General features: G+C 39.4%; 25 protein-coding genes. 19 read left to right on the forward strand and 6 right to left on the reverse strand.

Annotation, left to right across the window (positions count from 1 at the left end; translation table 11 throughout):
• Positions 1-23 precede the first annotated feature (23 nt).
• The 9 genes from J2Y67_RS24220 (at position 24) to J2Y67_RS24265 (ending at position 8,696) form a co-directional block, all read left to right on the forward strand.
• Positions 24-677, forward strand: a complete 654-nt coding sequence (locus J2Y67_RS24220) for a response regulator transcription factor (protein ID WP_310178129.1) — start codon at positions 24-26, stop codon at positions 675-677.
• Positions 678-692: 15 nt separating this feature from the next.
• On the forward strand, positions 693-1,145 hold the full coding sequence (locus J2Y67_RS24225) for a GAF domain-containing protein (protein ID WP_310178132.1): 453 nt from the start codon (positions 693-695) through the stop codon (positions 1,143-1,145).
• Between the two features lie 15 nt (positions 1,146-1,160).
• A complete protein-coding gene (locus J2Y67_RS24230) occupies positions 1,161-2,162 on the forward strand; it encodes a PAS domain-containing sensor histidine kinase (protein ID WP_310178134.1) in 1,002 nt (333 codons plus the stop codon).
• Positions 2,163-2,187: 25 nt separating this feature from the next.
• Entirely contained in the window at positions 2,188-2,334 is a 147-nt protein-coding gene (locus tag J2Y67_RS24235) for a hypothetical protein (RefSeq protein WP_310178137.1), read from the forward strand.
• A 105-nt stretch (positions 2,335-2,439) separates the two neighbouring features.
• Positions 2,440-4,053, forward strand: a complete 1,614-nt coding sequence (locus J2Y67_RS24240; protein ID WP_310178141.1) for a sigma 54-interacting transcriptional regulator — start codon at positions 2,440-2,442, stop codon at positions 4,051-4,053.
• 185 nt (positions 4,054-4,238) lie between these two features.
• The gene (locus J2Y67_RS24245) at positions 4,239-5,675 is read left to right on the forward strand and encodes a tryptophanase (RefSeq protein ID WP_310178143.1); all 1,437 of its coding nucleotides are present in this window, start codon (positions 4,239-4,241) and stop codon (positions 5,673-5,675) included.
• 156 nt (positions 5,676-5,831) lie between these two features.
• Entirely contained in the window at positions 5,832-6,200 is a 369-nt protein-coding gene (locus J2Y67_RS24250) for a RidA family protein (protein WP_310178145.1), read from the forward strand.
• A 216-nt stretch (positions 6,201-6,416) separates the two neighbouring features.
• A complete protein-coding gene (locus J2Y67_RS24255) occupies positions 6,417-7,805 on the forward strand; it encodes an amino acid permease (protein WP_310178146.1) in 1,389 nt (462 codons plus the stop codon).
• Positions 7,806-8,021: 216 nt separating this feature from the next.
• Positions 8,022-8,696, forward strand: coding sequence for a peptidoglycan recognition protein family protein (locus J2Y67_RS24265; RefSeq protein WP_463675873.1), 675 nt, complete (start codon positions 8,022-8,024; stop codon positions 8,694-8,696).
• Positions 8,697-8,885: 189 nt separating this feature from the next.
• On the opposite strand, the gene J2Y67_RS24270 is transcribed toward J2Y67_RS24265, so the two are convergent.
• On the reverse strand, positions 8,886-10,541 hold the full coding sequence (locus J2Y67_RS24270; RefSeq protein ID WP_310178148.1) for a glutamine--tRNA ligase/YqeY domain fusion protein: 1,656 nt from the start codon (positions 10,539-10,541) through the stop codon (positions 8,886-8,888).
• A 176-nt stretch (positions 10,542-10,717) separates the two neighbouring features.
• Between J2Y67_RS24270 and J2Y67_RS24275 the strand changes: the two genes are divergently transcribed.
• Positions 10,718-11,704 carry a Gfo/Idh/MocA family protein gene (locus tag J2Y67_RS24275; RefSeq protein ID WP_310178150.1) on the forward strand — a complete coding sequence of 329 codons (987 nt, stop codon included), beginning with the start codon at positions 10,718-10,720 and terminating at the stop codon, positions 11,702-11,704.
• A 421-nt stretch (positions 11,705-12,125) separates the two neighbouring features.
• Here the strand turns inward: J2Y67_RS24275 and J2Y67_RS24280 are convergent, their stop codons facing one another.
• Together J2Y67_RS24280 and J2Y67_RS24285 are read right to left on the reverse strand one after the other, a co-directional pair.
• On the reverse strand, positions 12,126-12,998 hold the full coding sequence (locus J2Y67_RS24280; RefSeq protein WP_310178152.1) for a S8 family peptidase: 873 nt from the start codon (positions 12,996-12,998) through the stop codon (positions 12,126-12,128).
• A gap of 219 nt (positions 12,999-13,217) precedes the next feature.
• Complete coding sequence (locus J2Y67_RS24285) at positions 13,218-13,886, reverse strand: hypothetical protein (RefSeq protein WP_310178153.1); 669 nt, start codon at positions 13,884-13,886, stop codon at positions 13,218-13,220.
• Positions 13,887-14,165: 279 nt separating this feature from the next.
• Between J2Y67_RS24285 and J2Y67_RS24290 the strand changes: the two genes are divergently transcribed.
• Positions 14,166-15,185 carry a 4Fe-4S binding protein gene (locus J2Y67_RS24290; RefSeq protein WP_310178154.1) on the forward strand — a complete coding sequence of 340 codons (1,020 nt, stop codon included), beginning with the start codon at positions 14,166-14,168 and terminating at the stop codon, positions 15,183-15,185.
• Positions 15,186-15,274: 89 nt separating this feature from the next.
• Positions 15,275-17,641: a WG repeat-containing protein gene (locus J2Y67_RS24295; RefSeq protein ID WP_310178156.1), complete on the forward strand. Its 2,367-nt coding sequence runs from the start codon at positions 15,275-15,277 to the stop codon at positions 17,639-17,641.
• Positions 17,642-17,687: 46 nt separating this feature from the next.
• Here the strand turns inward: J2Y67_RS24295 and J2Y67_RS24300 are convergent, their stop codons facing one another.
• On the reverse strand, positions 17,688-17,927 hold the full coding sequence (locus J2Y67_RS24300; protein WP_310178158.1) for a hypothetical protein: 240 nt from the start codon (positions 17,925-17,927) through the stop codon (positions 17,688-17,690).
• Positions 17,928-18,119: 192 nt separating this feature from the next.
• Here J2Y67_RS24300 and J2Y67_RS24305 point away from each other — a divergent pair, with 192 nt between their 5' ends.
• Positions 18,120-18,371 carry an amino acid decarboxylase gene (locus J2Y67_RS24305; RefSeq protein WP_310178161.1) on the forward strand — a complete coding sequence of 84 codons (252 nt, stop codon included), beginning with the start codon at positions 18,120-18,122 and terminating at the stop codon, positions 18,369-18,371.
• Between the two features lie 72 nt (positions 18,372-18,443).
• On the opposite strand, the gene J2Y67_RS24310 is transcribed toward J2Y67_RS24305, so the two are convergent.
• Positions 18,444-19,079, reverse strand: coding sequence for a Crp/Fnr family transcriptional regulator (locus tag J2Y67_RS24310; RefSeq protein WP_310178164.1), 636 nt, complete (start codon positions 19,077-19,079; stop codon positions 18,444-18,446).
• A 214-nt stretch (positions 19,080-19,293) separates the two neighbouring features.
• On the opposite strand from J2Y67_RS24310, the gene J2Y67_RS24315 reads away from it, so the two are divergent.
• The 6 genes from J2Y67_RS24315 to J2Y67_RS24340 all read left to right on the forward strand — a co-directional run bounded on the left by J2Y67_RS24315 (position 19,294) and on the right by J2Y67_RS24340 (position 23,474).
• Positions 19,294-19,752 carry a flavodoxin gene (locus tag J2Y67_RS24315; protein ID WP_310178166.1) on the forward strand — a complete coding sequence of 153 codons (459 nt, stop codon included), beginning with the start codon at positions 19,294-19,296 and terminating at the stop codon, positions 19,750-19,752.
• A gap of 2 nt (positions 19,753-19,754) precedes the next feature.
• Complete coding sequence (locus J2Y67_RS24320) at positions 19,755-19,964, forward strand: cation transporter (RefSeq protein WP_310178169.1); 210 nt, start codon at positions 19,755-19,757, stop codon at positions 19,962-19,964.
• Between the two features lie 258 nt (positions 19,965-20,222).
• Positions 20,223-20,522 (forward strand): DUF5658 family protein, encoded by a 300-nt coding sequence (locus tag J2Y67_RS24325; protein WP_310178171.1) that lies wholly within the window; start codon positions 20,223-20,225, stop codon positions 20,520-20,522.
• Positions 20,523-20,603: 81 nt separating this feature from the next.
• Complete coding sequence (locus J2Y67_RS24330; protein WP_310178174.1) at positions 20,604-21,740, forward strand: DEAD/DEAH box helicase; 1,137 nt, start codon at positions 20,604-20,606, stop codon at positions 21,738-21,740.
• 78 nt (positions 21,741-21,818) lie between these two features.
• Entirely contained in the window at positions 21,819-23,282 is a 1,464-nt protein-coding gene (locus J2Y67_RS24335) for an amidase family protein (RefSeq protein ID WP_310178176.1), read from the forward strand.
• A 57-nt stretch (positions 23,283-23,339) separates the two neighbouring features.
• Complete coding sequence (locus J2Y67_RS24340) at positions 23,340-23,474, forward strand: hypothetical protein (protein WP_269320920.1); 135 nt, start codon at positions 23,340-23,342, stop codon at positions 23,472-23,474.
• Positions 23,475-23,742: 268 nt separating this feature from the next.
• Here J2Y67_RS24340 and J2Y67_RS24345 read toward each other — a convergent pair whose 3' ends face one another.
• Positions 23,743-25,284: an FAD-dependent oxidoreductase gene (locus tag J2Y67_RS24345; protein ID WP_310178177.1), complete on the reverse strand. Its 1,542-nt coding sequence runs from the start codon at positions 25,282-25,284 to the stop codon at positions 23,743-23,745.
• Between the last annotated feature and the right edge of the window lie 149 nt (positions 25,285-25,433).

Below are 25,433 nucleotides of genomic sequence, written 5' to 3' on the forward strand. Positions count from 1 at the left end.
AGGGGATTAAAGGGGAGTTAAGGTTGATTAAAATCCTATTGGTTGATGATCATGCTGTTGTAAGAATGGGTTTGAAGATGCTCCTGAATACCAATCCGATGATGGAAGTAATCGGGGAAGCTTCGGAAGGCGACGAAGGGATTAAAAAAGCTTTGAAGCTAAAGCCGGATGTGGTGGTGATGGACTTAAGCATGCCCCATGGCAAAGATGGGCTTACCGCCACCACCGAGCTCAAGAAGCAAATGCCTGCGATTAATATTTTGATTTTAACGATGCACGATGATGAGGAATACCTATTTCGGGCGATTCAGGCGGGGGCATCCGGGTGTATTCTAAAAAGTGCTCCCCATGATGAATTAATGTCTGCAATCGAATCAGTTGCTGCAGGAGATGCCTATCTTCACCCGGCAGCTACAAAACGGTTGATGGAAGAATATTTAACAGGAATGAAACATGACAGCTCAGATATCTATAATCTTTTATCCGAACGCGAAAAGGAAGTCCTCACCCTCATTGCAAAAGGGTACTCAAACAAAGAAATTGCCGAGCAGCTGGTGATTAGTGTAAAAACGGTTGAGACGCATAAGGGGAACCTGATGGAAAAGCTGCAAATGAAAACCCGGCCGGAGCTGGTAGAATATGCGGTTAAAAAGGGGTTATTAGGGTATGGTTTTTAAGGAGAAGCGCCACAGATGACAAAATTAAGAGAATTACAGGCAGTCGTTGACGTTTGTAATCAATTGAAAGCTGCAGTAAATTGTGAGTTTGTGGGGCTTGCCTTTCAAAATGAGCATGGTCCGGATGTTCGTTGGCATTATGTTTCAGGCAATTTGAATGATAAATATGAAAGAATTACTGTTCGTTTTGGAAAGGGAATCGCCGGCAAAATTATTTCGAGTGGAAGTGCGATGATGCTTCGGGAATTTCCAAAGGATATCATCGGGAAGGTAACAGATTATCCGATTATGCTGGCTGAAAAACTTGTATCCGCTTATGCGGTTCCGCTATTTTTCCATTCTGTCCCTAAAGGGGTATTGCTGATTGGCAATAGGGCAGCACATCTTTTTACTGAACAGGATCAAGAATCGGTAAAGGATGCTGCTGAAGCTCTGGAGCAGATTTTAAAAGGGCATACATTACTTTAAGCGGGGGGATCAGAAATGGATAGAGAAATTCAGCAGATTAAAAATGAACTTTTAGATTATAAATTTGCTCTTGATGCATCGTCAATTGTGGCGATAACGGATTCTCGCGGAATCATTACATATGTGAATGATCAATTCTGTCTAATATCAAAATACACGAGGGAAGAATTGTTGGGTCAGGACCATCGGATTATTAACTCCGGATATCATTCACAGGAATTTTTTAAAAATATGTGGAGAACCATTGGCTCCGGTGAGGTCTGGAAAGGGGAATTTCAAAACAAGGCAAAGGACGGAGCCTATTACTGGATGGATACAACGATTGTTCCGTTTTTAAATGAAAAGGGCAGGCCATATCAATATGTTGCGATCCGCCATGAAATCACGGAACGAAAGCGGGTTGAGCAGGAACTGCAAAAAATGATGACAACGATTATTGATGTCCAAGAGGAAGAACGGAAGCGCTTATCGAGAAATTTACATGATGGGATTGGTCAAAATCTGTACAGTCATTTGATTACGATTAATCGTTTGCTTAACGAGCATGACCACCCTTTGCTTCAGCAAATGCAGCAGGAGGCAACACAGTTAATTGAGGAGATTCGTGAAATCTCCTGGGAGCTTCGCCCATCTGTATTGGATGATCTTGGTTTGGTGCCGGCGATTCGTTCATTTCTTTCCCGATATTCGGACCATTATAATATCGATGTCTTTTTTGAATGTGGCTTGAACAAAAGGCTGCCGATCAGTATTGAATTAACGATCTATCGGATTATTCAAGAGGCATTAACCAATATCCGCAAATATGCCCATGTTTCTGAAGCTACTGTTACCATCAGGGAAATGGATGGGGCCATCAGGGTGATGATTGAAGATAAAGGCAGCGGATTTAATGTAGAAACGGCGCAGCGTGGTGTGGGTCTTTTCAGCATGGACGAGCGATCCAGGGCTGTTAACGGCGACCTATCGATTCTTTCAAACCCAGGTAAAGGAACCAAAATTATCTTTGAAGTGTAGACCATGTAGACCATGGGGACGGTTCTTGCGGCTTAAAGACAATGGGGGACGGTCCTGCGGCTTAACGGCTGGCTGGAGGAACCGCCGCATGCCGTTGACCGTGAAAAACTTGTTGAACAACCAAAATAGCAAGGCTGACAATCGTTATTGTCAGCCTTTTTCCTATCTATAAATAATACTTCATGTGCATCTCCTTTAGGAAGGCGGGGACTATTTTACGTTTACGGTGTTCTTTGTATAATTAAAGTATCAAATTAAACGTAAACGGGAGAGTCATATGAATCTAGATGAAATCATTATCAATATCGATTTTGAGGACAGAACAGGATTAGGATATGAGATATTCGAAGTTTGTGAGAAAAATGGGATTGATAAAATCAGCATGGAGGTCATTCCTGATCAGGGAATGTTTATCAAAATGCGGGCTCTTGAGGAAAATAAATCAATATTTCTGCAGGATTTAAGGGAAATAAAGGGTGTAAATGATATTTCATTTCGAAATTATATGCCCTATGAATCTCGTGAACATCAATTAAACACGATTCTTAATGCGATTAGTGAGGGGGTCGTTGCTGTAAGCGAAAACGGGGAAATCAAACATATAAATAAGCTAGCCTGTAAAATTTTTGAATGTGCAAGTGACGATGCATTAGGCCGAGGTGCCGACGAGCTATTTGGTAAAAATCCGCCGATTCTCGAAACACTCCGAACCGGACGTTCTTTTCGATTGATCGAGAGGAAAATAAGAAGAAATCAAAAGTTCATTCGGATTCTGACTAGCAGCGACCCCATTCTTGACTCAAAAGGAAATGTGATTGGTGCTGTGGCAACCATAAAAGATTTTAAAGATGTGGAGGAAATTATTTCAAAGGTAGATTTAAAGAATGGTTTAACCACTTTCGACGATATTATTTATCAAGGTTCAAAAATGAAATACTTAATTGAGATGGCTAAAACGGTAGCACGCGGGAATTCAACCATTATGCTTAGGGGGGAAAGCGGCACCGGCAAGGAGCTATTTGCAAGAGCCATCCATATGGAAGGAAATCGGGCAATTGCCCCTTTTATTGCAATCAACTGTGCTGCTTTGCCCGATTCATTATTGGAAAGTGAATTATTTGGTTATGAAGAGGGTGCCTTTACGGGTGCCTTAAAGGGTGGAAAAAAGGGGATATTTGAACAAGCCAGCGATGGGACCATTTTTTTGGATGAGATTGGAGAAATATCCCCGTCGGTTCAAGTACGTTTATTAAGGGTGCTTCAAGAGGGAACCATCCGGAGGGTAGGAGGGATGAAGGAAATTCCGGTAGATGTCCGCATTATCACTGCTACGCATCGTAACTTGGAAGAAATGATCAAAAAGGAGTTTTTTAGAGAGGATCTCTATTATCGCTTAAATGTCATTCCGTTAACCATACCTCCTTTGCGAGAACGGGCTGAAGATATTCAACCGATAGCGGAATACCTTTTAAGAAAAATTGCAAAGAAGCTGGGAAAAAAAGAAGTTTGGTTAACAACGGAAAGTATCCATCTTCTGAAAATGCAGGCGTGGCCGGGAAACGTACGGCAGTTGGAAAATGTACTGGAAAGGGTGATGAATATGATGGAGGGACAGGCCATAACGCCGCAGCATTTTTATGATTGGACTGATCTTTCAACATCAGTTCCCAAGTCTGAAAATCATGGCGGCGAAGAATTTACCGTAAGGGTCCCCGTCCATCAGCCATTTCCTCGCTTAAAGGAAATCGTTGCTCAGGTTGAATATCAAGTTCTATTACATGTATTAAAAGAACATAATTCGTCGAGAAAAGCCGGGAAGGTTTTAGGTGTATCCAACACGACCATATTAAATAAAATGAACGTCCTGGGTATTACAAATACAGATAAGTGACAAGTTTTTTTATCAGTGACAAATAATATTGTCACTTTTTTTTATCACTCCTTCAGAATTCTGTGAAAATTGGGGCTGTTAAAGCATTTTCATATTGGCATAGAAATTGCATTAATAATTAGTGTAAAGCTAATTTCAGCAATTTAGTGACATAAATCTATTTATCTTTCAGGAGGAATTTGAATATGGCTATTAAATATGTTGCAGAACCATTCAGAATTAAATCTGTAGAACCGATCAAAATTTTATCCCAGGAAGAAAGAGAAGAGAAAATTAAAGATGCAAAATTCAATTTGTTTGGATTAAAAGGCGAAGATGTTTATATTGACCTTTTAACAGACAGCGGAACGAATGCTATGAGTATTGATCAGTGGGCCGGCATTATGAAAGGTGACGAGGCATATGCAGGGGCTTCCAGTTTCTTTAAGCTTCGCGATGCAGGTATCGATATCTTCGGCTATGAGTACATACAGCCTGTTCACCAAGGCCGTGCGGCCGAGAAGGTATTGTTCCCGACCTTTTTAACGGAAGGAAAATATGCAATCTCCAATATGTTCTTTGATACTACCCGCGCACACGTAGAACTTGCCGGTGCAAGGGCCATTGACTGTGTCGTGGAAGAAGCAAAAGATCCATCCATTCGCAGTCCTTTTAAAGGAAATATGGATGTTGAAAAGCTAGAAATATTAATCAATGAATACGGCCCGGAAAATATCGGTCTTGTGGTTATGACCATCACCAACAACTCAGCAGGCGGCCAGCCGGTTTCTATGAAAAATATGAGAGAAGTATCCGAGATTTGTAAAAAATATAATATTCCTCTTGATATTGATGCTGCCCGTTATGCAGAGAATGCATACTTTGTGAAGCAAAGAGAAGAAGAATGTAAGGAACTCTCTATTAAGGAAATTATCCGGCAAATGTTCAGCTATGGCGATATGTTCACCATGTCTGCCAAGAAAGATACCATCGTTAACATGGGCGGTTTAATTGGGGTTAAGGATGGCAACTCTCCATTAATCCTGAAGATTAAAGCTAACTGTATTTCTTATGAAGGCTTCTATACTTATGGCGGTTTATCCGGTCGTGACATGGAAGCACTTGCAATCGGTATGTATGAAGGTATTGACGAATCTTACCTTGCCTACCGGATTGGCCAAAGCGAGTATATCGCAGCCCGTTTAGATGAAGCAGGAATCCAGTACCAGGCACCTGTTGGCGGACATGGAGTGTTTGTTGATGCGCAGGCTATGTTCCCTCACATTCCTTACAATGAATATCCTGGACAAGTGTTAGCGATTGAATTATATAAAGAAGCTGGGATTCGTACCTGTGATATCGGCTCATATATGCTCGGAAATGACCCTGACACGAAAGAGCAATTGAAGGCTGACTTCGAATTTACCCGCTTGGCTATTCCAAGAAGGGTATATACACAAGCACATCTAGATGTTGTAGTAGATGCATTGATTAACATTAAAGAAAGAGCACATGAAATCAAGCGTGGATATAAAATTACTTGGGAGCCGCCAATTCTTCGCCACTTCCAGGCGAGCTTAGAACCCATCACAAAACCAGCTGAAGAAACTGCTAAAAAAAATGAAGAACTCGTTTCCATCTAATAGAATAGCAATCCATCATTCGTGCTGGATGATGCCGGTCTCTCGTATTTTCGTACAAGGCAGGCAGTGGCTTTCCAAAACGGAAAGCCACTGCCTTGTTTTTAAGTAAATTGCAAAAAAATGTCGATATATACTTTTAAGAGGAGGATAAAAAACATGAAACAGATTGAAACAGCCAATGCTCCTGGGGCAATTGGACCATACTCACAAGGCTATGAGGTTAACAGAATGGTTTATACTTCAGGCCAGATCCCGGTTAATCCTGAAAATGGGGAAATTCCCGAAGGCATTAGTGCACAAACAGAACAATCCTGCAAAAACGTCGGTGCGATTTTAGAAGCAGCCGGGGTTAATTTTGAAAGCGTTTTAAAAACGACATGCTTTTTAGCTGATATGAATGATTTCGCAGCTTTTAACGAAGTCTATGCCAAGTATTTTGTGTCAAAACCTGCGCGCAGCTGTGTGGCTGTAAGGGAGCTTCCTAAGGGGGTATTGTGTGAAATAGAAGCAATCGCTGTAAAATAGCAAGGTTAATTTTTTGAAAAGTTTGTCTTTTAAAAATGAAAGTGGTTGAAAAAAATAGGTAGCCAGCCTGCACCTCTGTCAATCCGCCTTTGGGGAAGTCTATCTTTAGGACCCTCTTTCAGTCCGTCTTACCTGATTTTCTTTTATTTCAGATCCAAATTTGCTTTATGAATCATTTGTTTGAAACCATGCAAAACAAATTGGAGAGTGGGAAATATGGGGGAAAACCAAGAATTGAATAGAGGCCTCAAAAACAGGCATATCCAGTTGATTGCTCTTGGAGGAGCAATCGGGACAGGCTTGTTTTATGGTTCGGCATCCACAATCGGGCTTGTGGGACCGGCAGTCATGTTATCATACGCACTCGGTGGTTTTTTTATTTTCCTTGTTATGCGATGCATGGGGGAAATGACTGTACATATACCTGTTTCGGGTGCGTTCAGTACGTTTGCTTATAAGTATTGGGGAGACATGGCTGGATTTATTTCCGGCTGGAACTATTGGTTCTGTTATGTGGCTGTATCGATGGCTGAAATAACCGCGGTGGGGATTTATGTCAACTATTGGTTCCCTAATATTCCGCAGTGGGTGTCCGGACTTGTCATGTTCTTGATTATTACCGGCATAAACCTGATTGGGGTAAAAGCATTTGGGGAAATCGAATTTTGGGGAGCCATTATTAAGGTTTTAGCCGTTATTATGATGATTCTATTCGGTCTTGCGATCGTTTTCTTCGGCTTTGGACATGGCGGCGAAGCGATTGGGTTTTCGAATCTATGGGAACACGGCGGATTCCTGCCAAAAGGATTTAAGGGATTAATGTTGTCCTTAGTAGTCGTAACCTTTGCGTTTGGCGGTGTCGAGCTGATTGGTATTACCGCCGGTGAAGCGGAAAACCCTGACAAAACGATTCCGAAAGCCATCAATCAGGTACTTTACCGAATCCTTATTTTCTACGTTGGTTCGATGCTGGTATTGGTCACTTTATTCCCTTGGGATAAAGTAGGCTTAAAGGGAAGTCCTTTCGTCATGATTTTTGACCAGTTGGGAATTCCGGCTGCTGCATCCATTCTAAATATTATCGTACTTACTGCAACATTCTCTGCTTATAATAGCTGCTTGTACAGTAATGCCCGCATGCTTTTCGGACTTGCAAATCAAGGCAACGCACCGAAATTCTTGAAAAAGGTCGGAAAAACAGGTGTTCCTGCTTATTGTGTATTATTCTCATCAGGTATTGTCGGTATAGCAGTTATTCTAAACGCATATTTGCCGGGGCAGGTATTTGGGATTGTCATGTCCGTTGCCGTTCTCGCCATTATTATTAACTGGATTATGATTTTAATCACTCATAATAAGTTTAGAAGAATCATTGGTCCTAGTGAAGCGGGGATGTTAAAGTTTAAAATGCCTCTCTACCCGATTTCCAATTATGTAACATTGGCTTATCTGGGAATGCTGATCGTATTAATGTGGTTCCTGCCTGATTTCCGCATATCCCTCTACCTTGCGCCAGCTTGGCTGGGAATTCTAATGGTAGCCTATAAAATTAAGAGCCGCGGCAAAGGGAAGAACAATAGCGAATATCTTAAGGAAGCTAATTAGTCAAAAAGGCCATGGGGACGGTTCTAAAGGCCATGGGGACGGTTCTCATGGCTTTTGGATGCTTTATTTTGTTCCATTTAATTTTTGAAAATTTCAATACAGAGTGCTTTAGTTTAAGTTGTAGCAGGGGATACACTGTGGAAACTCTCTCAAGCGTTTAATTCGTCAGTTGCATTAATAAAATCGGCCAATGGACTTACCTCTGATATCTTATTCGTGGGGCAAAAATTAAAGGTTATTCCCACAAAATTAACAATGAATGGACAGTTTATATTAATGACGAGGGGACAATTTAGGGATTGGTTATTTAATCAAAAAATAACTAGGAAAATTACCTGGTTCCAGGAACATCACACATGGTGGCCATCGTATAAGGATTTTAACAATTCCGATCATTTCTCATTGATGTATCAAATGAAGGATCTTCATGTAAAACAGATGGGGTGGTCAGATATAAGCCAACAATTGACGACATTCCCTGACGGAAAAGTAGTAGTGGGAAGACCGTTTAACACACCACCACAAGGTTCGTATGGGCTGCTAAATAAATCTGTAACGCCAGCAATTGAAGCAAATGCAGTCGCAATTGAAAATCTTGGGAATTTTGATATCGGAAACGACCAAATGACCCCGGAACAAAGAGAAACCATCATTACGGTTGCAGCTTTGTGTTGCATTAAATTTGGATTGACCCCTTCTATAGACAGCGTCCAATACCATCATTGGTGGGATATGAATACTGGTGAAAGAGTTTTAGATAACAGTAAAGGACATGCTGTTAAAACTTGCCCAGGTACCGGATTTTTCGGGGGGAATAACACAACCGATGCAAAAAATGGTTTTTATCCTCTTGTAAGAAATAAAATACAAGAAATTTTAGCTACTATGTAGAAATAGGGTGATTGTTTAATAAGAACAGTTGCTTTTTCACTACTAATACCTGTTGGATTTAAGTAAGCTAGTAGTTTTAACGTGAAATTTTAAATTGGAAAAATCCATTCTTGTATAACCATCGGAACCCAATAAAAAACACACGATTTCATATGCGAAATCGTGTGTTTTGCCTTCTATCGTAAATCCCTAAATCTTAAACGAACTCTTCAACGAAACAATGCGGTTAAACACTAACTTTTCTGCAATGGAATCCTTAGGATCTACATTGAAATACCCGTGTCTAAAAAATTGGAATTTGTCGTGCGGCATACTTTCTTTCATATTTGGCTCAACAAAACCTTGGAAGACCTCTAATGAATTTGGATTCACCTTATCTAAAAATGTTTTTTCTTCACCATTATCATCTTTTTCCGTTTCATCCAAAATTAACGGCTCATATAAACGGAACTCTGCTGGGACGGCATGGGCAGCTTCCACCCAGTGAATCGTTCCCTTCACCTTCCGACCAGTAAAACCGGTACCGCTCTTCGTCTCAGGATCATAAGTACAGTGCAGCTCAACCACTTTGCCGTTCTCATCCTTAATGACTTCTTCACATTTGATGAAATAAGCATGCTTTAAGCGAACCTCATTACCTGGGAACAACCGGAAATATTTTTTCGGTGGATCCTCCATAAAATCGTCCTGCTCGATATAAATTTCACGAGAGAATGGAATTTTTCGCATTCCCATTTCAGGATTCTCTGGGTTAATTTCGGCATCTAGTAATTCAATTTGCCCTTCCGGATAGTTCGTAATCACAACTTTTAACGGATTAATTACACCCATTGTCCGTGGGGCTTTTAATTTTAAATCTTCACGGACAAAGTGCTCAAGCATTTGGGAGTCTACCGCACCCGAACCTTTGGAAACTCCTGTTTCACGCACAAAATTGCGAATGGATTCCGGGGTGAAACCTTTTCTTCTCATCCCAGAAATTGTCGGCATCCGCGGGTCGTCCCAGCCATCGACATATTCTTCCTCAACAAGCTGCTTTAGCTTGCGTTTACTCATAACAGTATTGGTAATATTTAAACGACCAAATTCAATTTGCTGCGGTGTGCTCTCCATTTCACATTGCTCCACAACCCAGTTATAGAGTGGGCGTTGATCCTCAAATTCAATCGTACAAATGGAGTGTGTAACGCCTTCAATCGCATCCTCAAGAGGGTGGGCAAAAGCATACATTGGATAAATGCACCATTTATCACCTGTGTTATGGTGGGTGGCATGGGCAATCCGATAGATTACAGGGTCACGCAGGTTAATGTTTGGTGATGACATATCAATTTTTGCACGAAGGACCTTCTCACCATTTCCGAATTCTCCTGCACGCATCTTCTCAAATAATTCAAGGTTTTCTTCAATTGAACGGTTTCGGTAAGGACTATCCTTCCCAGGTTCTGTCAGAGTACCGCGGTATTCGCGAATCTCCTCTGCTGAGAGATCATCAACATATGCTAAACCTTTCTTAATTAAAAGAACGGCACGGCTGTACATTTCTTCAAAATAATTGGAGGCGAAAAATAAGTCATCCCATTCAAAACCAAGCCACTTTACGTCTTCTTTAATGGAGTTAACGAATTCAACATCCTCTTTTAACGGATTTGTGTCGTCAAATCGTAAGTTTGTCTTTCCGTTAAAGTCATCCGCTAAGCCAAAGTTGATAATAATCGATTTTGCGTGACCAATATGCAAATATCCGTTTGGCTCAGGAGGAAAGCGAGTTACGACCGTTGAATGCTTTCCCGATTCTAAATCCTTTATCATGATATCTTTTATAAAATTGGAATTATGATCCATTATTTTCAACCTCTTTCATTGTCTCTACTACTATAAATACCATAAATACTGATATTTTTCCATTATTCCCGTCCATTCATAAGCATAACAGAAGGGAAATAAATTTTAAAATTGCAAAAGTAACTAAATAAAAGCTACAATCAATGGATATATAGGTAAATGAGAGGAGAAGGTTTATGCTTAATCTTGGAACAATAGGCACAGGATGGATTACCGCAAGTTTTATTGAAGCGGCAAAACATAGTGGAAAACTTAAAGTAACCGCCGTTTACTCAAGAACGGAGGAAAAAGCAAAAGTACTGGCAGATACATATAATGCCGCTCATTTTTTTACAGATTTAAATGAAATGGCTGGCAGCATGGCGATTGATGCTGTCTATATTGCATCACCCAATTCCGTCCATTTTGAACAAGCTCTTTTATTTTTAAAAAATAAAAAACACGTGATTTGTGAAAAACCTATTTTTTCTACTACAGCCCAATTAGAAGAGGCGTATCGAACAGCTGAAGAGAATGGTGTGTTTTTATTCGAAGCAATCCGCAATATCCATACTCCTAATTTTGCAATCTTAAAAGAAAATCTCCATTTAGCAGGAAAAATCAGAAGCACTGTTTTACCTTATATTCAATATTCCTCCCGATATGATGCGTTTTTACAAGGAGAAGTGCCAAATATATTCTCGGCAGAATTTTCCGGCGGGGCACTTGTCGATTTAGGCGTATATTCTCTTTATTTAGCGGTTGGATTATTCGGAAAACCTGAAAAAGTAGCCTATCATCCGGTAGTGTTACATAGCGGGGTGGACGGAAGCGGTACGCTGGTATTAACCTATGATGGTTTTGTTTGTACGATCCTTTGCTCTAAAATATCTCATTCCGAGATTCCATGTGAAATCCATGGGGAGCAAGGAACCTTTGTTCTTGAGGATGCAGCACCCATTTCAAAGATCCAATTTTTGGACAGCCACACGAAGAAAAGCCAAATCCTGAGTGTGGAGCAGTATGAAAAGGATATGGTGTACGAATGTATCAATATTGCAGATATCATTGAAAACGATCATCAAGATCGATATGAAGAATTAAAGAATTGGAGTAAGGTGGTCCTTGAGATAACCGAAGAAGCGAGAAGACAAAATCATATTATTTTTGAAGTTGAAAAATAGCAGAAGGTCGGGGATATCCCGGCCTTTTTTTAAAGATAAGAAAGAAATTATGGGTCTACCACAGTCTTTTGGGCTGTGGTATTTCCGTTTTATGGAAATTAATATTCTTAGAAAGATTTTTTTTGATACACATCAACATTGGGAAGCATTCAAGGCAAAGCACGGAGCTAAAATTGTATGATATTTTGTATATAAAAATGTAAAATAATTTGAAGGGTTACAGAAATCTCTGTAAGTATGTTTTTTCATAAGCAAATTACACTACAAATATGGTCATTGTTAGCACCATATTGCCCTATTTCATTTACATATTCACATTTTGTGACAGGTATCAGAACCCGTTACGGTTTTTGCCCGGTTTTTCTTAATCTATAGTGTACAATTTTTATCAACTTAGTTAGGAATAGAGTATGAGAACTAATTATTTCTTAAAAAGTCTTATATAATTAACTTTTTTCTTTTGAGTTAATTGTAATGATTTCAAATCTTTAATAATCTTATTGTTATTAAAATTAATATTATTTTCTGTATAGTAATCCCTAAGTAAAGCAATATACCCACTTGCAATTGCTGTGGCTTCCGAAGTCCCGTCCATTTTAACTTTTTTATTATCTAGTGTTAAACTATTTATTTCTACTCCAGGAAATGCAGCAACATCATTTTTTGATGTGTTAGAATACTGCCATTTAGAGCCGTTTTCATCTTTAGCTTGTACTGAAACTACTCCTTCCATATTTGCTGGAAAAAGAGAGTCTTTATTACCATAGTCCCCTGTTGAAGCGACTACTGTAATGTTATTTGTTAGAGCTAATTTGATTTTATTTTTTATCTCAGAATTAGATACAAATGAACCAAAACTCATATTGATTATATCGACTTTTTTAGATATCGCATAATCAATAGCTTTTAGTATACTAGCGGGATTTTCTTGACCTTCTTCACCAATTGCTTTAATAACAATAATTTTAGATTTTGGTGCAATCCCCCAAATATCTTTTTCACCACTTCCAGCTGCAATACTAATCATCTGCGTTCCGTGACCATGCTTATCTACTACATTATTATTATATTTAATACTATTATATGTATCAATTATTCTATTTTGATAAAGCTCTTTTACTTCATTTGATATTCCAGTATCGATAAAGGCAATAGTCTGCGATTCGCCTTTCGAATACTCCCACAGATGTTTTAAATTCATTTGTTTAAAATAATATTCTTTATCATTTATGGAAGAACTACAGCCACTACAAACCAATATTATCATAAATAATACCAATATAAGTTTTTTCATTTTAACCACCTAAAAGCAAAAGCACATGACATCATGTGCTTTAGCTCATTTTTTTACATAATAAAAACTAATATCACATTAATGATTACGACAGTGATTATTAATCCCAATATAAACTTTTTAGCAGTGAATTGGATGCTCCCATTTTGTACTCCCTTAAAAATTAATATTGAAATGATAATTAAAACTAATATAGCTGGGGTTTTCATTATTCCACCTCTATTGTCGTTCTGTCCAATAAGCTGCTGACCATGTCATATTTACGATTATACCACGAGTATGACCAGAATTTCGCATTGCAACATCATCTGCCAATTTAGTAAAATATATTCCCGTTAAACCACCAAAAAGAGCTGTTGTTCCGAAACTAAAATAAGCTGCCACAGCACCAACTCCCATAGCACCGTATGAAACTTGTCTACAATCATATGCGAAGCTATTAGCTCGTGATGTACTCATAAAACTTTGTCTTCCATACCAACGCCAAACGATCTTATTAACTCCACCTTGGACATCGAAGCTAGTATCGTCCGTATCATAAACAGTCTCATTATCAGTTATGATGACTTCTCCATCTTTAGCCAATTCATTTAAGTCTTTGACTCCGTCTAACAAATTGTTAACGTTCTCAGTTCCAAATTCATTATAAACGTTATCTGGAATGTTACTTACATTAAATTGATTATCATCAGCTGATATGTATTTATCGAGCGTGCTAATCATTTCTTGAGTTTGAGTTACTTCATTCTCTTCTGCAAATGCTTTTGTGGAAAACAAGCTAACATTGCCCACTAATACTAGAGTAACTACCAAGGCACTTAGTTTTTTAAACATTTTAATTCTCTCCCCATATTTTTGTTTTTTTTCCTTTTTTTGCACATTTTTCATTTTAATGGGCAATTAATACTATGTAAATAGATGGATTTCGACAAAAGTCGTCAAAAAGGTGTTCAAACAATGATAATTATTAAGTGCTAAAATATTGAAATTCATCTTGAAAGAGAACATGAACGAGGAGTAAAAAAACCTCCGAGTGATTTTTGTTTCAATGTTTAGAATGCTTTTGTGAACTCTTTATGAAATCAATAACTGGATTGATTTTTATCACACTCTCTGTTTTATCCATTCCCTATAGTAAGGGTATCGAGAGTTTTGGAGGAAATCGTGATGAAATCAAAGGCCTGGTATATGAAAAAGCTGAAACGGAAGCCAGTTCAAATAACAAGACATATTGTTCAAGCCTTGTTCCTATTATTCTTACTCTATGTAGGTCTCTGTTTTTACCAATTTTATCTGCATTTTGCAACGATGGGAAAAGAGCCATTTACGGAACGGCCATCTGCTGTGGAAGGGTTCCTGCCAATCAGTGCCCTCGTCGCATTGAAGGTATGGCTAACAAGCGGTGATTTTGACAAAATTCATCCAGCAGGACTTGTACTATTTAGCTTTTTTGTTGGTTCGGGAATTCTTTTTCGGAAATCCTTTTGCAGCTGGTTTTGCCCGGTTGGAACGGTGAGTGAATGGACAGGGATGCTGGGGAAAAAACTATTTAAAAAGAATTTTGACCTTCCGCAGCCGCTTGTTTGGCTATTAACTCCTCTTAAATATTTATTGCTCTTATTCTTTTTAAAAATGATCATCTTTGATATGCCGACATTCGTGGCGAAAGGCTTTTTAGAGGATCCCTATAACAAAGTCTCTGATGTGAAAATGTTGCTGTTTTTCTTAAATATCGGCGGCTTCACTTTGAAATTTATTTTGGTTATGTTTGTCCTTTCGTTATTTATTAAAAACTTTTGGTGCCGTTTCCTTTGTCCGTATGGCGCGATGATTGGACTTGGTTCGATTTTACGAATTACAAAGGTTCGCCGAAATGAGGATACGTGTACCAATTGTGAAATGTGTACAAAGGTTTGTCCGCAAAGAATAAAGGTTCATACAAAAAAGGCTGTTGTGACTCCAAATTGTACCGCCTGTATGCAATGTGTTGAGGCATGTCCAATTAAGGATACGTTAAATATGACGGTTGTTAATAAAAAAGTAAACAAATGGTTTGTTCCTGTTACTTTCCTTGTTCTCTTTATTTTGGTCGTTGGAATGGCAAAAATCACAGGTCACTGGAATACCATTATTTCTTATGAGGAATGGAAACAGTTGATTCCGGAAGTGAATACGATCGGGCATTAAATTTAGATAATTTACTAGAATAAGAGATTAGACACATCAAGATAACCCCTCCATATATTGATAAATAAAAAATAAACTGGGGGACTACGATGTCTGGAGGTCAACATTGGATGCTGCCATTTCTCCCTTATGGCGCAGAATTATTGCATGCAGAGTCTCAACCAAAGCAGGCACATCTGCAATTTATAAATTTAGATCAGGATGAGTTTAAGGAAGTCATTGGAGTTTACCGCTTAAATCAAGAGCTGTACCTCTTTGTCTTAAATAACTTTCATGGTCACTGGCATCTGATCTCTTTAATCAAGGGGAAAGGGTACCAGGTTAGCTATCTGGGAACTGCCCATATAACAAGCCGTAATCGTCTTAATTTGGTGGTCGGCTGGCAGGTTGGGTCGATTTGGTCCAGCTTGTCCATTTACGAATGGCAAAATAACGGCTTAAAAGAACTGGATCTTAAAGGGGACTTCTCCTTTAGTAAAATAGAAATAGAAGACATGCCGGGGCGAAACGGCAAGGACGGACTGGCAGAAATTGCTCTGTGGTCTCATGACACGGGAGAAGCCTACCGTGTACGGGTTTACCGTTGGGAAAAAGATCGGCTTGTTTCCGCGAAAGATGTTGAGCCCTATTACTTTCAAAAAGTAGTAAAGTACTATCAACAAAAAATTAAGGAACATCCTGATTATTTATTTTATTATCCGTATCTAGAAGAAGCTGAAAAAAAAGCTTCTCAACGATCTTTCGATTTCACTGAATCAAGAGCCATTCCACTTTTTCCTGCCTCGATAAAAGAAATAGGCGGCAGCAAATGGGGGTATATCAATTCAAAAGGAAAATTCCTCCTCCCACCTATCTATGATCAGGCCGAAGATTTTCAGGAAAATGGTCTGGCCATTGTCCGATTGACAGATCATGCAGGAATCATTGATACCGATGGTCATTTTATTGTCCAGCCAAAATATGATGATATTACTTCCTATTCAGATGGACGGGCGATTGCCAATGATCTTCAGGGCTTCAAGGTAATCGATGAAAGGGGAAAGGAAATTACCGCTATGGCTCACTACTCAATTAGCGAGTTTAAGGAAGGTCGCGCACGATTTGCGGATAAAAATCAGCAGGGAGAATATTTACATGGTTATCTCAATCGAAAGGGAAAAGAGATCATTCCCGCATCCTATGAAGATGCAAGTGATTTTTCAGAGGGAAAAGCCATTGTAAAAATAAAAAACGGCAGCTATGCGTTGATCGATCTTACCGGGAAAGTGCTTCACTCCTATATGTATGCGTTTGTCGGAAATTATGGGGAAGGTTTGCTTGCCTTTAAAAAGAACAAGGATGGGAAATTTGGTTATTTGGATGAGCAAGGGAATGTGGTGATTAAGCCACAATTTTCCGAAGCCGAGGCATTTAGCCAAGGACGGGCGATTGTCAATGTTTCTGATGATTACTCCAACCATTATGGTGTCATGAATCGAAAAGGACAGTTTCTTATTAAACCTGAGCATGATCAAATATTCTATTTAGGGGAAGAAAGATATCAGATTGGAAAGGCGATCAATCCGGAACAGCCCTATCTTGGAACGAAATACGCAGTTGCAGATGTGGAGGGCCATCTTATAACCGGTTTTATTTATTCTGATATCACGAAATATAAGGATGGGATTGTTTCCGTAACGAATGATCAATCCACTTTTTTTATTGATCGAAACGGAAATCGGGTGCATCGGATGCCTCAGGTTTCGGGCAGAGGGACTTTGGAAAAAGATAAAACCTTAATTATGGCGGATGTTGATTATCGTCTTCTTTATTTTTATAAAAAAGGTGAACTGGTTTGGGAGCAGAATACTGTGATTCCCTTAAAAAAGCATTATGCAGTAATAGAACACAAATACAAGCCAAATAAGGATTATTTAGTTTATTTCCCGCAAATTCAAGGTGGGGCATTGGAACATGTAAATCAAACTCTGAAAGATCTCTCAGGTGTAAAGGAAATTCCCCCACATACGCAGCTCGATTCTAGTTATATTGGAGATTTTGAAGTGAGTTTTTTCAAGAAAAATCTCTTAGTTATTGAAATAAACGGTTATGATTATCCATTTGGATCGGCACATGGGATATCGATTAAAAAATATGCTCATATCAATTTGAAAACGGGAGCTTTTTATCAGCTGAAAGACTTATTTAAGCCGGAAGCAGCCTATGTAAAAATAATCAGTGAACTTATCAGGGACCAGATTAAGAATAATAAAAACTATTCCTACTTAAATGTCAATGAATATAAAGATATTCAACCAAATCAGTCGTTTTTTATCAGCGAGGGTGGCTTGAATATTTATTATGCCCAGTATGAAATTGCCGCATATGCGGCTGGTATGCCCACCTTTACTTTTCCATTTGAAGAATTAAGCGGAATCATTAATCAGAACGGAGATTTTTGGAAGTCGTTTCATTAATAAAAAGCAGCGTGAATACAGTGGATTCACGCTGTTTGAAAAACGGTCAGGCATGCTTTCTTCGATAAAGCAACCAATAACTTCCGATCCCTATGACAATGAGGATACCTACTGTACCAGGGACAATATATGATTTTAATTCGGACTCTGTTTTTTGCGAGAAGGATGCCTGTTCGGTTTTTTCAGATGTTTTATGTGTTGAGGCCTCTATATGTGACTGTGAAAATACGTTTAATCCTAGAAGAAAAAATAACAGCAATGCAATTTGGGAGATTTTTTTAAACATTATTTTCAACTCCGAAATATGGTTTTCCTGCTGTATTCATTCTATCATCATTCATGGCTCGCAATATCGTTTGGACAGCATTGTTCACAAAGGTTTCAAAAAGAAGGCAGCCCAACTTGATATAAATCAATTTGTTTTTTGCTGTTTACTGATAGACTTTGGATATAAAAATCCAAGGGAGTCCTGAGAATCATGCCATTTCAAATTAAAGATAAAAGAGCAGTCATGGATGTTCGAGAAAGAATTTTAAAGGGGGAACATCCACGCCGCGAAATCTTAAATTTTGTGAAAGAATCACCAGTAGGAACGATTTTTGAAATTCATTTACCCCATCGTGCGGAACCGCTAATTGCAAATTTACAGGGTTTAGGCATGAATGTCATCGTTAATGAACTTGAACCGATGCACTTTAGACTCATGGCCGTAAAATTGAATGAGTTTTAAAGAAAACTCTCCGATTGGCGAGCCCCTAAGGGCGAAGACAGAGGAGTAGTTGCACTTATACTTTCTTACCAGCTAATCCAGACCGGCAATTTCTTTTAATTGGTCCAACTCTAGAATCTGAATCTTTCTCCTTCCGTCCATTTTAATTAGCTTTTGGGAGATAAAGGTTAACAGTTTCCTGCTAACTGATTCTGGAGTTGTTCCAATATAGCTTGCCAAATCCTTCTTTGAGATGGGTAAGGTGAAAATTCCGTTTTGCGGGTTCATTTTTTGATAAAAAAGAACGAGTGCCCGTGCCAGTCTTTGCTCAACCTCTAATAAACCAAGAAGACCTACAGATTCATCCGCTTCATAAAGGCGGTCGTTCACAGCGATTAAAAACCGGTAGGACAGACCAGCATTTCCCTCCATTGTTTTTAGAAAATCCTTTTTATCGATATAACAAATGACCGTTTCTTGAACGGCTTGGGCATTTACATAATGTTTTTCATCTCTAAGCAGGGAATATAATCCGAAAAAATCCTTTGGAAACAATAAGCGGACAATTTGTTCTTTTCCTTCCGCCGACATTTTGGTCAACTTAATTAATCCTTCGTTTACCACAAACAGGGTCTCGGAACGCTCACCTTCTTGAAAAATAAACTCTCCTTTTTGAAATTTACGGCTCCGTGTTACCTTTTGTAATACGTGGAGATCGTCTACCTTCATTCCTTGAAAAACAGGAACGGACAGTACGCATGAAACTTCATGAGAGCAGCAATGATCACAGCACATGCAACATCACTCCCAACTGCAGATATTACCTTTTATTTTACTGTGGCTCCTTTTTCTTTGGTGTGATATAAATCAAATTCTTGATGCACATCAAGGTTATCTTGCCCATCCTAAGATAAACTGAAAGAAAAACAAGAGGTGATTTCTTATGAATGCAGCTTGTTTAATTGTTTATGCAAGTATGACAGGAAATACAGAGGAGCTGGCCCAGTCTATTGGTAAGGGAATTTGCCAGGCGGGCGGAACAGTTGAAATAAAAGATATATTAGAAGCTGATGTTAAAGACCTGAAGAACTATGATGGAATTCTTTTAGGCTCCTATACATGGGGAGACGGGGACCTTGCTGATGAGTTTCTCGATTTTTATGAAGAAATGGATGGATTGGATTTAACCGGAAAAATCGCTGCGGCATTTGGATCATGTGACTCTACTTACGAACACAGGGGCAGAGCGGTCGATATTTTATCCGATAAATTATTGGAATTGGGTGCGGATGTAGTTGCAGATGGTTTGAAAATCGACCTGGCACCAACAGATTCAGAAATAGAACAATGCACTCAGTTTGGTGAGTATTTTGTAAAAAATCATATGAGGGGTGTTTCGTGAACATGAGTACTATCCAATTGGCATTAAATGATGTGGCATGCACAGGTTGTATTGGAAAGATCAAAAAAAAGATGAAAAAATACCATGGGGTTGAAAAAGTGACAGTTGTCCCGGGAAGTGGAACGATTCAGGTCATTTATAATGAAACCATCATTCACCAAGATGAAATTCAGAGCACGATTCATAAATTGGCATTAAGAATATTCGACTAAACGTATAGTAATAATATTTCCTCTCAGTTAAATACTAAGAAAAAAGAAGCCATTACGTGAATTAGAAGAGGTTGTTAGGCTTTTACGTATTGTTTTAGGACTGCTGTTTCAAGCAGCCCTTTTTATTATTTTTCATCTTTCTGGAACCTCGACAATAATCGTGCTTTTTCTTCGCAGGAATTTCCTCTTAATAGAAAGAATTGAACTATTATAACATTCTTTATTAAGAACGATTTTGTTTCTGTTGAGGGGGAAAGGATGAAAATCTGTGTATTCCTGCTTTTAGCTGGTTTATTAGACGCGGTCTTGACGAATCTTGGAATTGCGAATGGAATGATCAAAGAAGGAAATCCAATTATGAAGCAGGTGATTGAAATAGGCTGGGTATATTTTTATATGATTAAAATTATTTTTCCCCTCATCTTAATTGGCTTGTTTTACCTCCAGCCGCTTAAAGGCAGAATTAGAACACTGCTCACAGCCGCCGGCGTACTCTATTTTTCCGTCCTTGCCTATCATCTTATTTGGATTCTCCATTATTTAAATATCGCCAGCTAATTAGCTAGACACCGCCTTTTGAATAAGATAGTATCAAAGACGAATATAATAAGAAGAACGTAATAGAAAAAGGAGTACCCTATGCTAAACACATTAAAGCCTTTCTTACAGGAAGCATGGCAGAAATCAGGCTTCTTGGTGCCGACTGCCATCCAAACAGAAGCCATCCCGCGCGTCTTAGAAGGAAAAGATCTCATCGCAGAATCACCAACAGGTACAGGCAAGACGCTTGCCTACTTACTGCCGCTTTTAAATAAAGTTGACTCAAGTTTGCCGTCGTTGCAGACCGTAGTGCTTGCATCTTCGCAGGAACTCGTAATGCAGGTTTACCAAGAGTTTCAAAAATGGTCGGAAGGCAGCGGAGTTCGCGGTGCCTCTATCATTGGCGGGGCAAACGTAAAAAGACAGCTGGAAAAATTAAAGAAGCGCCCGCATGTCATTTTTGCCACACCCGGCCGGTTATATGAACTCATTAAACAAAAAAAAGTAAAAATGCATGAAGTAAAAATGGTCGTTTTGGATGAAGGAGATCAATTGCTGATTCCGGAACATCTTGGGACCGTCCAAAATATCGTCAAATCAACGATGGCAGACCGACAAGTGGTTTTATTTTCGGCAACGATGAAAGCCGAAACAGAAAAGCTTGCAGCTGGTTTAACAAAAGAGCCAGAAGTTTTACGAATTAAGAAGGATGAGGCGGCAACATCGGGAGAAGTGGAGCATATTTACTTTCTTGCTGAACCGCGTGATAAAATTAAACTTCTTGAAAAAATCGCCCGGTTAGAAGGAATTAAAGCTTTGGCATTCATCAATGATATTGGCGAGATTCAAGTGTTTAAAGAGAAATTACATTTTAAAGACCTATCAGTCGGGATTTTACATAGTGATATGAAAAAGTTAGAGCGTCAGTCCACGCTAAAGGCTTTCCGCGATGGAAAAATGGCGATGCTAATTGCGACAGACATAGCGGCAAGAGGTCTCGACATCCAAGGTGTTACTCATGTTGTCCATATTGATTTCCCAAGGGATCTTGATCAATATGTACATCGATCTGGAAGAACAGGGCGCATGGGTGCAAGCGGCACCGTTATCTCGCTGGTTACGGAAAGGGAAGAAAGGGAACTGAAACGTTTTTGCCGTGAGTTAAAAGTTCCGCTTCATAAACGAATTTTTTATAAAGGGCAAATTGCTGAATCGGAAGAAAAAGTACGACGCTAGACAGTGGAATTCCGCTGTCTTTTTTCATGGAAGGATTTTCTACGATTATTCTTGAATAGTATTAACGAGGTGGTCGAAATGGAAAATTCGAGGCTGAAAAAATTACATGATGAATGGCTGGAGGAAGCAACGATTCAAGAAATGCAAGAAAAATTGTCCAGTGGTGAGCTGACTTCAAAAGAACTGGTTCTGCTGTATTTACATAGAATTTCCACCTATGATAAAGAGATTAATTCCGTATTAGAAATCAATCCAGATGCTTTGCAGATTGCTGCTGCCCTTGATACCGAACGGGAAGAGACGGGCCTCCGCAGCCCACTGCACGGAATTCCAATTTTAATAAAGGATAATATTGATACAAAGGACAAAATGCACACAAGTGCGGGGTCTTTAGTATTAAAGGATTCGATTGCGTTAAGGGATTCTTATGTTGCGGAACAGTTACGCAAGGCAGGAGCGGTTATTCTCGGTAAAACCAATATGACGGAATGGGCCAATTTCATGGCGCTTGGAATGAAAAATGGTTACAGCTCGCGCGGCGGTCAGGTATTAAATCCATATGGACCAGGTAAATTCGATGTTGGTGGTTCTAGTTCCGGTTCTGGTGCAGCGATTGCCGCCAATTTTGCTGCTGCAGCTGTTGGTACCGAGACATCCGGTTCCATTCTTTATCCATCCTGCTTAAATTCGCTGGTTGGTATGAAACCGACTGTGGGGCTGATTAGCCGCAGGGGAATTATTCCGATTGCCCATACGCAGGACACCGCAGGACCAATGGCAAGAACTGTAGAAGATGCAGTAACCCTTTTAAATGTGTTAAACGGAAGAGATGAAGAAGACCCGATTACTGGAACAAATCCATTTGAACATTGTGATTTTACAAAGCATCTTTTAGGGGAAGGACTTAAAGGAAAAAGAATTGGGATCGCTTGGGAAGGCTTTATTGACTCGATTCGGGAGGATCAGCGTAAGGTGATTCTTGCTGCTTTAGATGTAATAAAATCCTCCGGTGCCGAGGTGGTGGAGAATATTGTCATTCCATCCGCAAAAGTTAAGTGGAAGTACGATGTCCTGATCTATGAATTTAAACCGGATTTAAACGCTTATTTGAATGGACTTCACTCATCCGTTCCAATTCGTACACTGGCAGATTTGATTAAGTTTAATCAGAACCATGAGGAATCAATGCTGAAATACGGCCAGGCGGTCTTGCTTGAGTCAGAAGCGACGAACGGTTCCTTAACAGAAGAGGCCTATTTCAAAGCATTAGAATTTGACCATTACCATGCTACTGTAAAAGGAATCGATTATGCATTGAAAACATATCAATTAGATTCAATTGTTTTTCCGAGAGAGGAAGGATCGCATATTAGCGCGAAAGCCGGTTATCCGACGATTGCAGTCCCGGTGGGCTATACCGCTGACGGGGAACCGGTAGGAATTACTTTTGCCGGAACAGCTTATAGTGAGCCTGTTCTCATTGAAGCCGCCTATGGTTTTGAACAATTGACGCTGGTTCGCAGGCCGCCTGTGTTAGAATAAGTTTGCCTCATTTTACTCATACTATCATTGACTTTCTTGAAAAAGGAGATGGTAAGTGTGGGAAGAACGAAGCTTGGCAATGCGAATGCCCAACGAAATAATAATCGCAAAAAACCGATGAAAACCAGTTCAGAGCTTGTTGAGTTTACAACCGGTGAAGATTTAAAACGGAACCGTCCGAATAGTAAATAATTAGGAACGCCTCCTTGTTGATAGGAGGCGTTTTTGTATGGTTTCGCTTCTTGCTGTGGGGGCGATATTTGTAGATATCTACGCAAATTGTTGATACCCGTTCAAAAAGTGTTGATATCCGCTCAAAAAGTGTTGATATCCGTTCAAAAAGTGTTGATATCCGCTGAATTTGTGTTAATATCCTTCGAAAGAGTGTTGATATCCGTTTAAAAAGTGTTGATATCTCCCAAATTTGTGTCGATATCCGACACAAGACCCTTAGAACACACTATGAATAATACTCATCCCCAACATTTTTCAACGGCTTCAACGCGGGACCCTCAATCACATCACCTGAATATGAGAATCGCGATCCGTGGCACGGACAATCCCAGCTTTTTTCGGCATGATTCCACTCCGTTTCACAGCCAAGATGGGTGCATGTGGTATCAACAATATAGAGTTTGCCATTTTCATCTTTATAAGCTCCCGCTCTTTTTCCCTTATGCATCACAATAGACCCTTCACCCGGCCGCAAATCTCCCGGATCTTTCGGCACAAACTCCAATTTACCTTTTAAGAGATGCTTCGCCACATCTGCATTGGTAGAAATCACTTGCTTTAAATCCGGATCCGCTTGGAACCGTGATGGGGAATAAAGTTCCTTATACGGGTTGTCCCGTTCAAGAACATAATCCGCCAGTAAATGACCGGCAAAAATCCCGGTGGTCATTCCCCATTTTTTATAACCCGTTGCCACTAAAACATTTTCCTTATTTTCAGTAATCTGACCAATATAAGGGACTCGGTCCAATGTGACTAAATCCTGTGCGGACCAACGGTATGTATATTCAGAGATACCGAATACTTCCTTCGCAAAGTCTTCAAGTGCCTTGAAATGGGAAAGTGTGTCAATTCCTTGACCTGTCTTGTGATTTTCTCCGCCAATGATTAACAAGTTTTCTCCGTTTAAAGGAGTGTAGCGAATCGAACGAGGCGGGTTCTCGGCATTGATATACATGCCTCCCGGATATTCCTCCGCCATTCTAATTCCAATCGCATACGATCGTGAAGCGTACATTCTGGCAAAATAAAGACCCGGTTTATCATAAAAAGGAAAATGGGAAGCAATCACTACCTTTTTACATGTAACGATATGGCCTTCCTTCGTCACCACCTTTGGATGAGAGGTTTCCTCCTCTTCCAAATCAATGGCGGTTGTGTTCTCGAACACTTTACAACCGGCACTTACTGCCTCATCCAATAGCGCTTTTAAAAATTTAAGCGGATGAAATTGGGCCTGATTTCGCATCATTAGTGCACCGGTCGTTTGAATCTTAAATGGAATTGTATCCTTAAGGGCACCATCAATCCCTAATCGCTCGTAGGCGGCCATTTCAGTTTCAAGCTGCTGTTTATATTGCTCCGTTGTGGCATAAATAAAGGCATCCTGTTTACTGAAATCGCAGTCAATTCCTTTTTCGTTTACCATTTTTTCAACAAACTGAATCGCATCAGAATGGGATTTATAGTAGAGTTTTGCGTTTTCCTCGCCAAAATGATTGATTAATTCATCATATAATATGCCATGCTGGGCGGTAACCTTTGCTGTCGTATGCCCGGTCGTTCCATTCAAGACCCCGCCTGCCTCAAGCAGTGCCACCTTTAATCCTTCTTTAGACAGCAAATAGGCTGCGGTAATACCGGTAATCCCTGCACCAACAATCGCTACATCAACTGATAAATCTTCCTTTAATGCTTCAAAAGTGGGTAATTCTATTTCCCGCCAATATGTTTTCGGAAACTTATTGGTTTTTTCAGAAGAGCTCATATTATATCCTCCAGTTACAAAAATTTGCTTATGTTTAATTTTTCCTAAACTGATAAAAATAATCTGATGTTATTGCATAATTTTTTAAGACGTTTAGATTGACGAGGGATTATTGGATTGATATTTTTATATAAGAATATTCAATAAAT

Source organism: Neobacillus niacini (assembly GCF_031456445.1).
Classification (GTDB): domain Bacteria; phylum Bacillota; class Bacilli; order Bacillales; family Cytobacillaceae; genus Neobacillus; species Neobacillus niacini_I.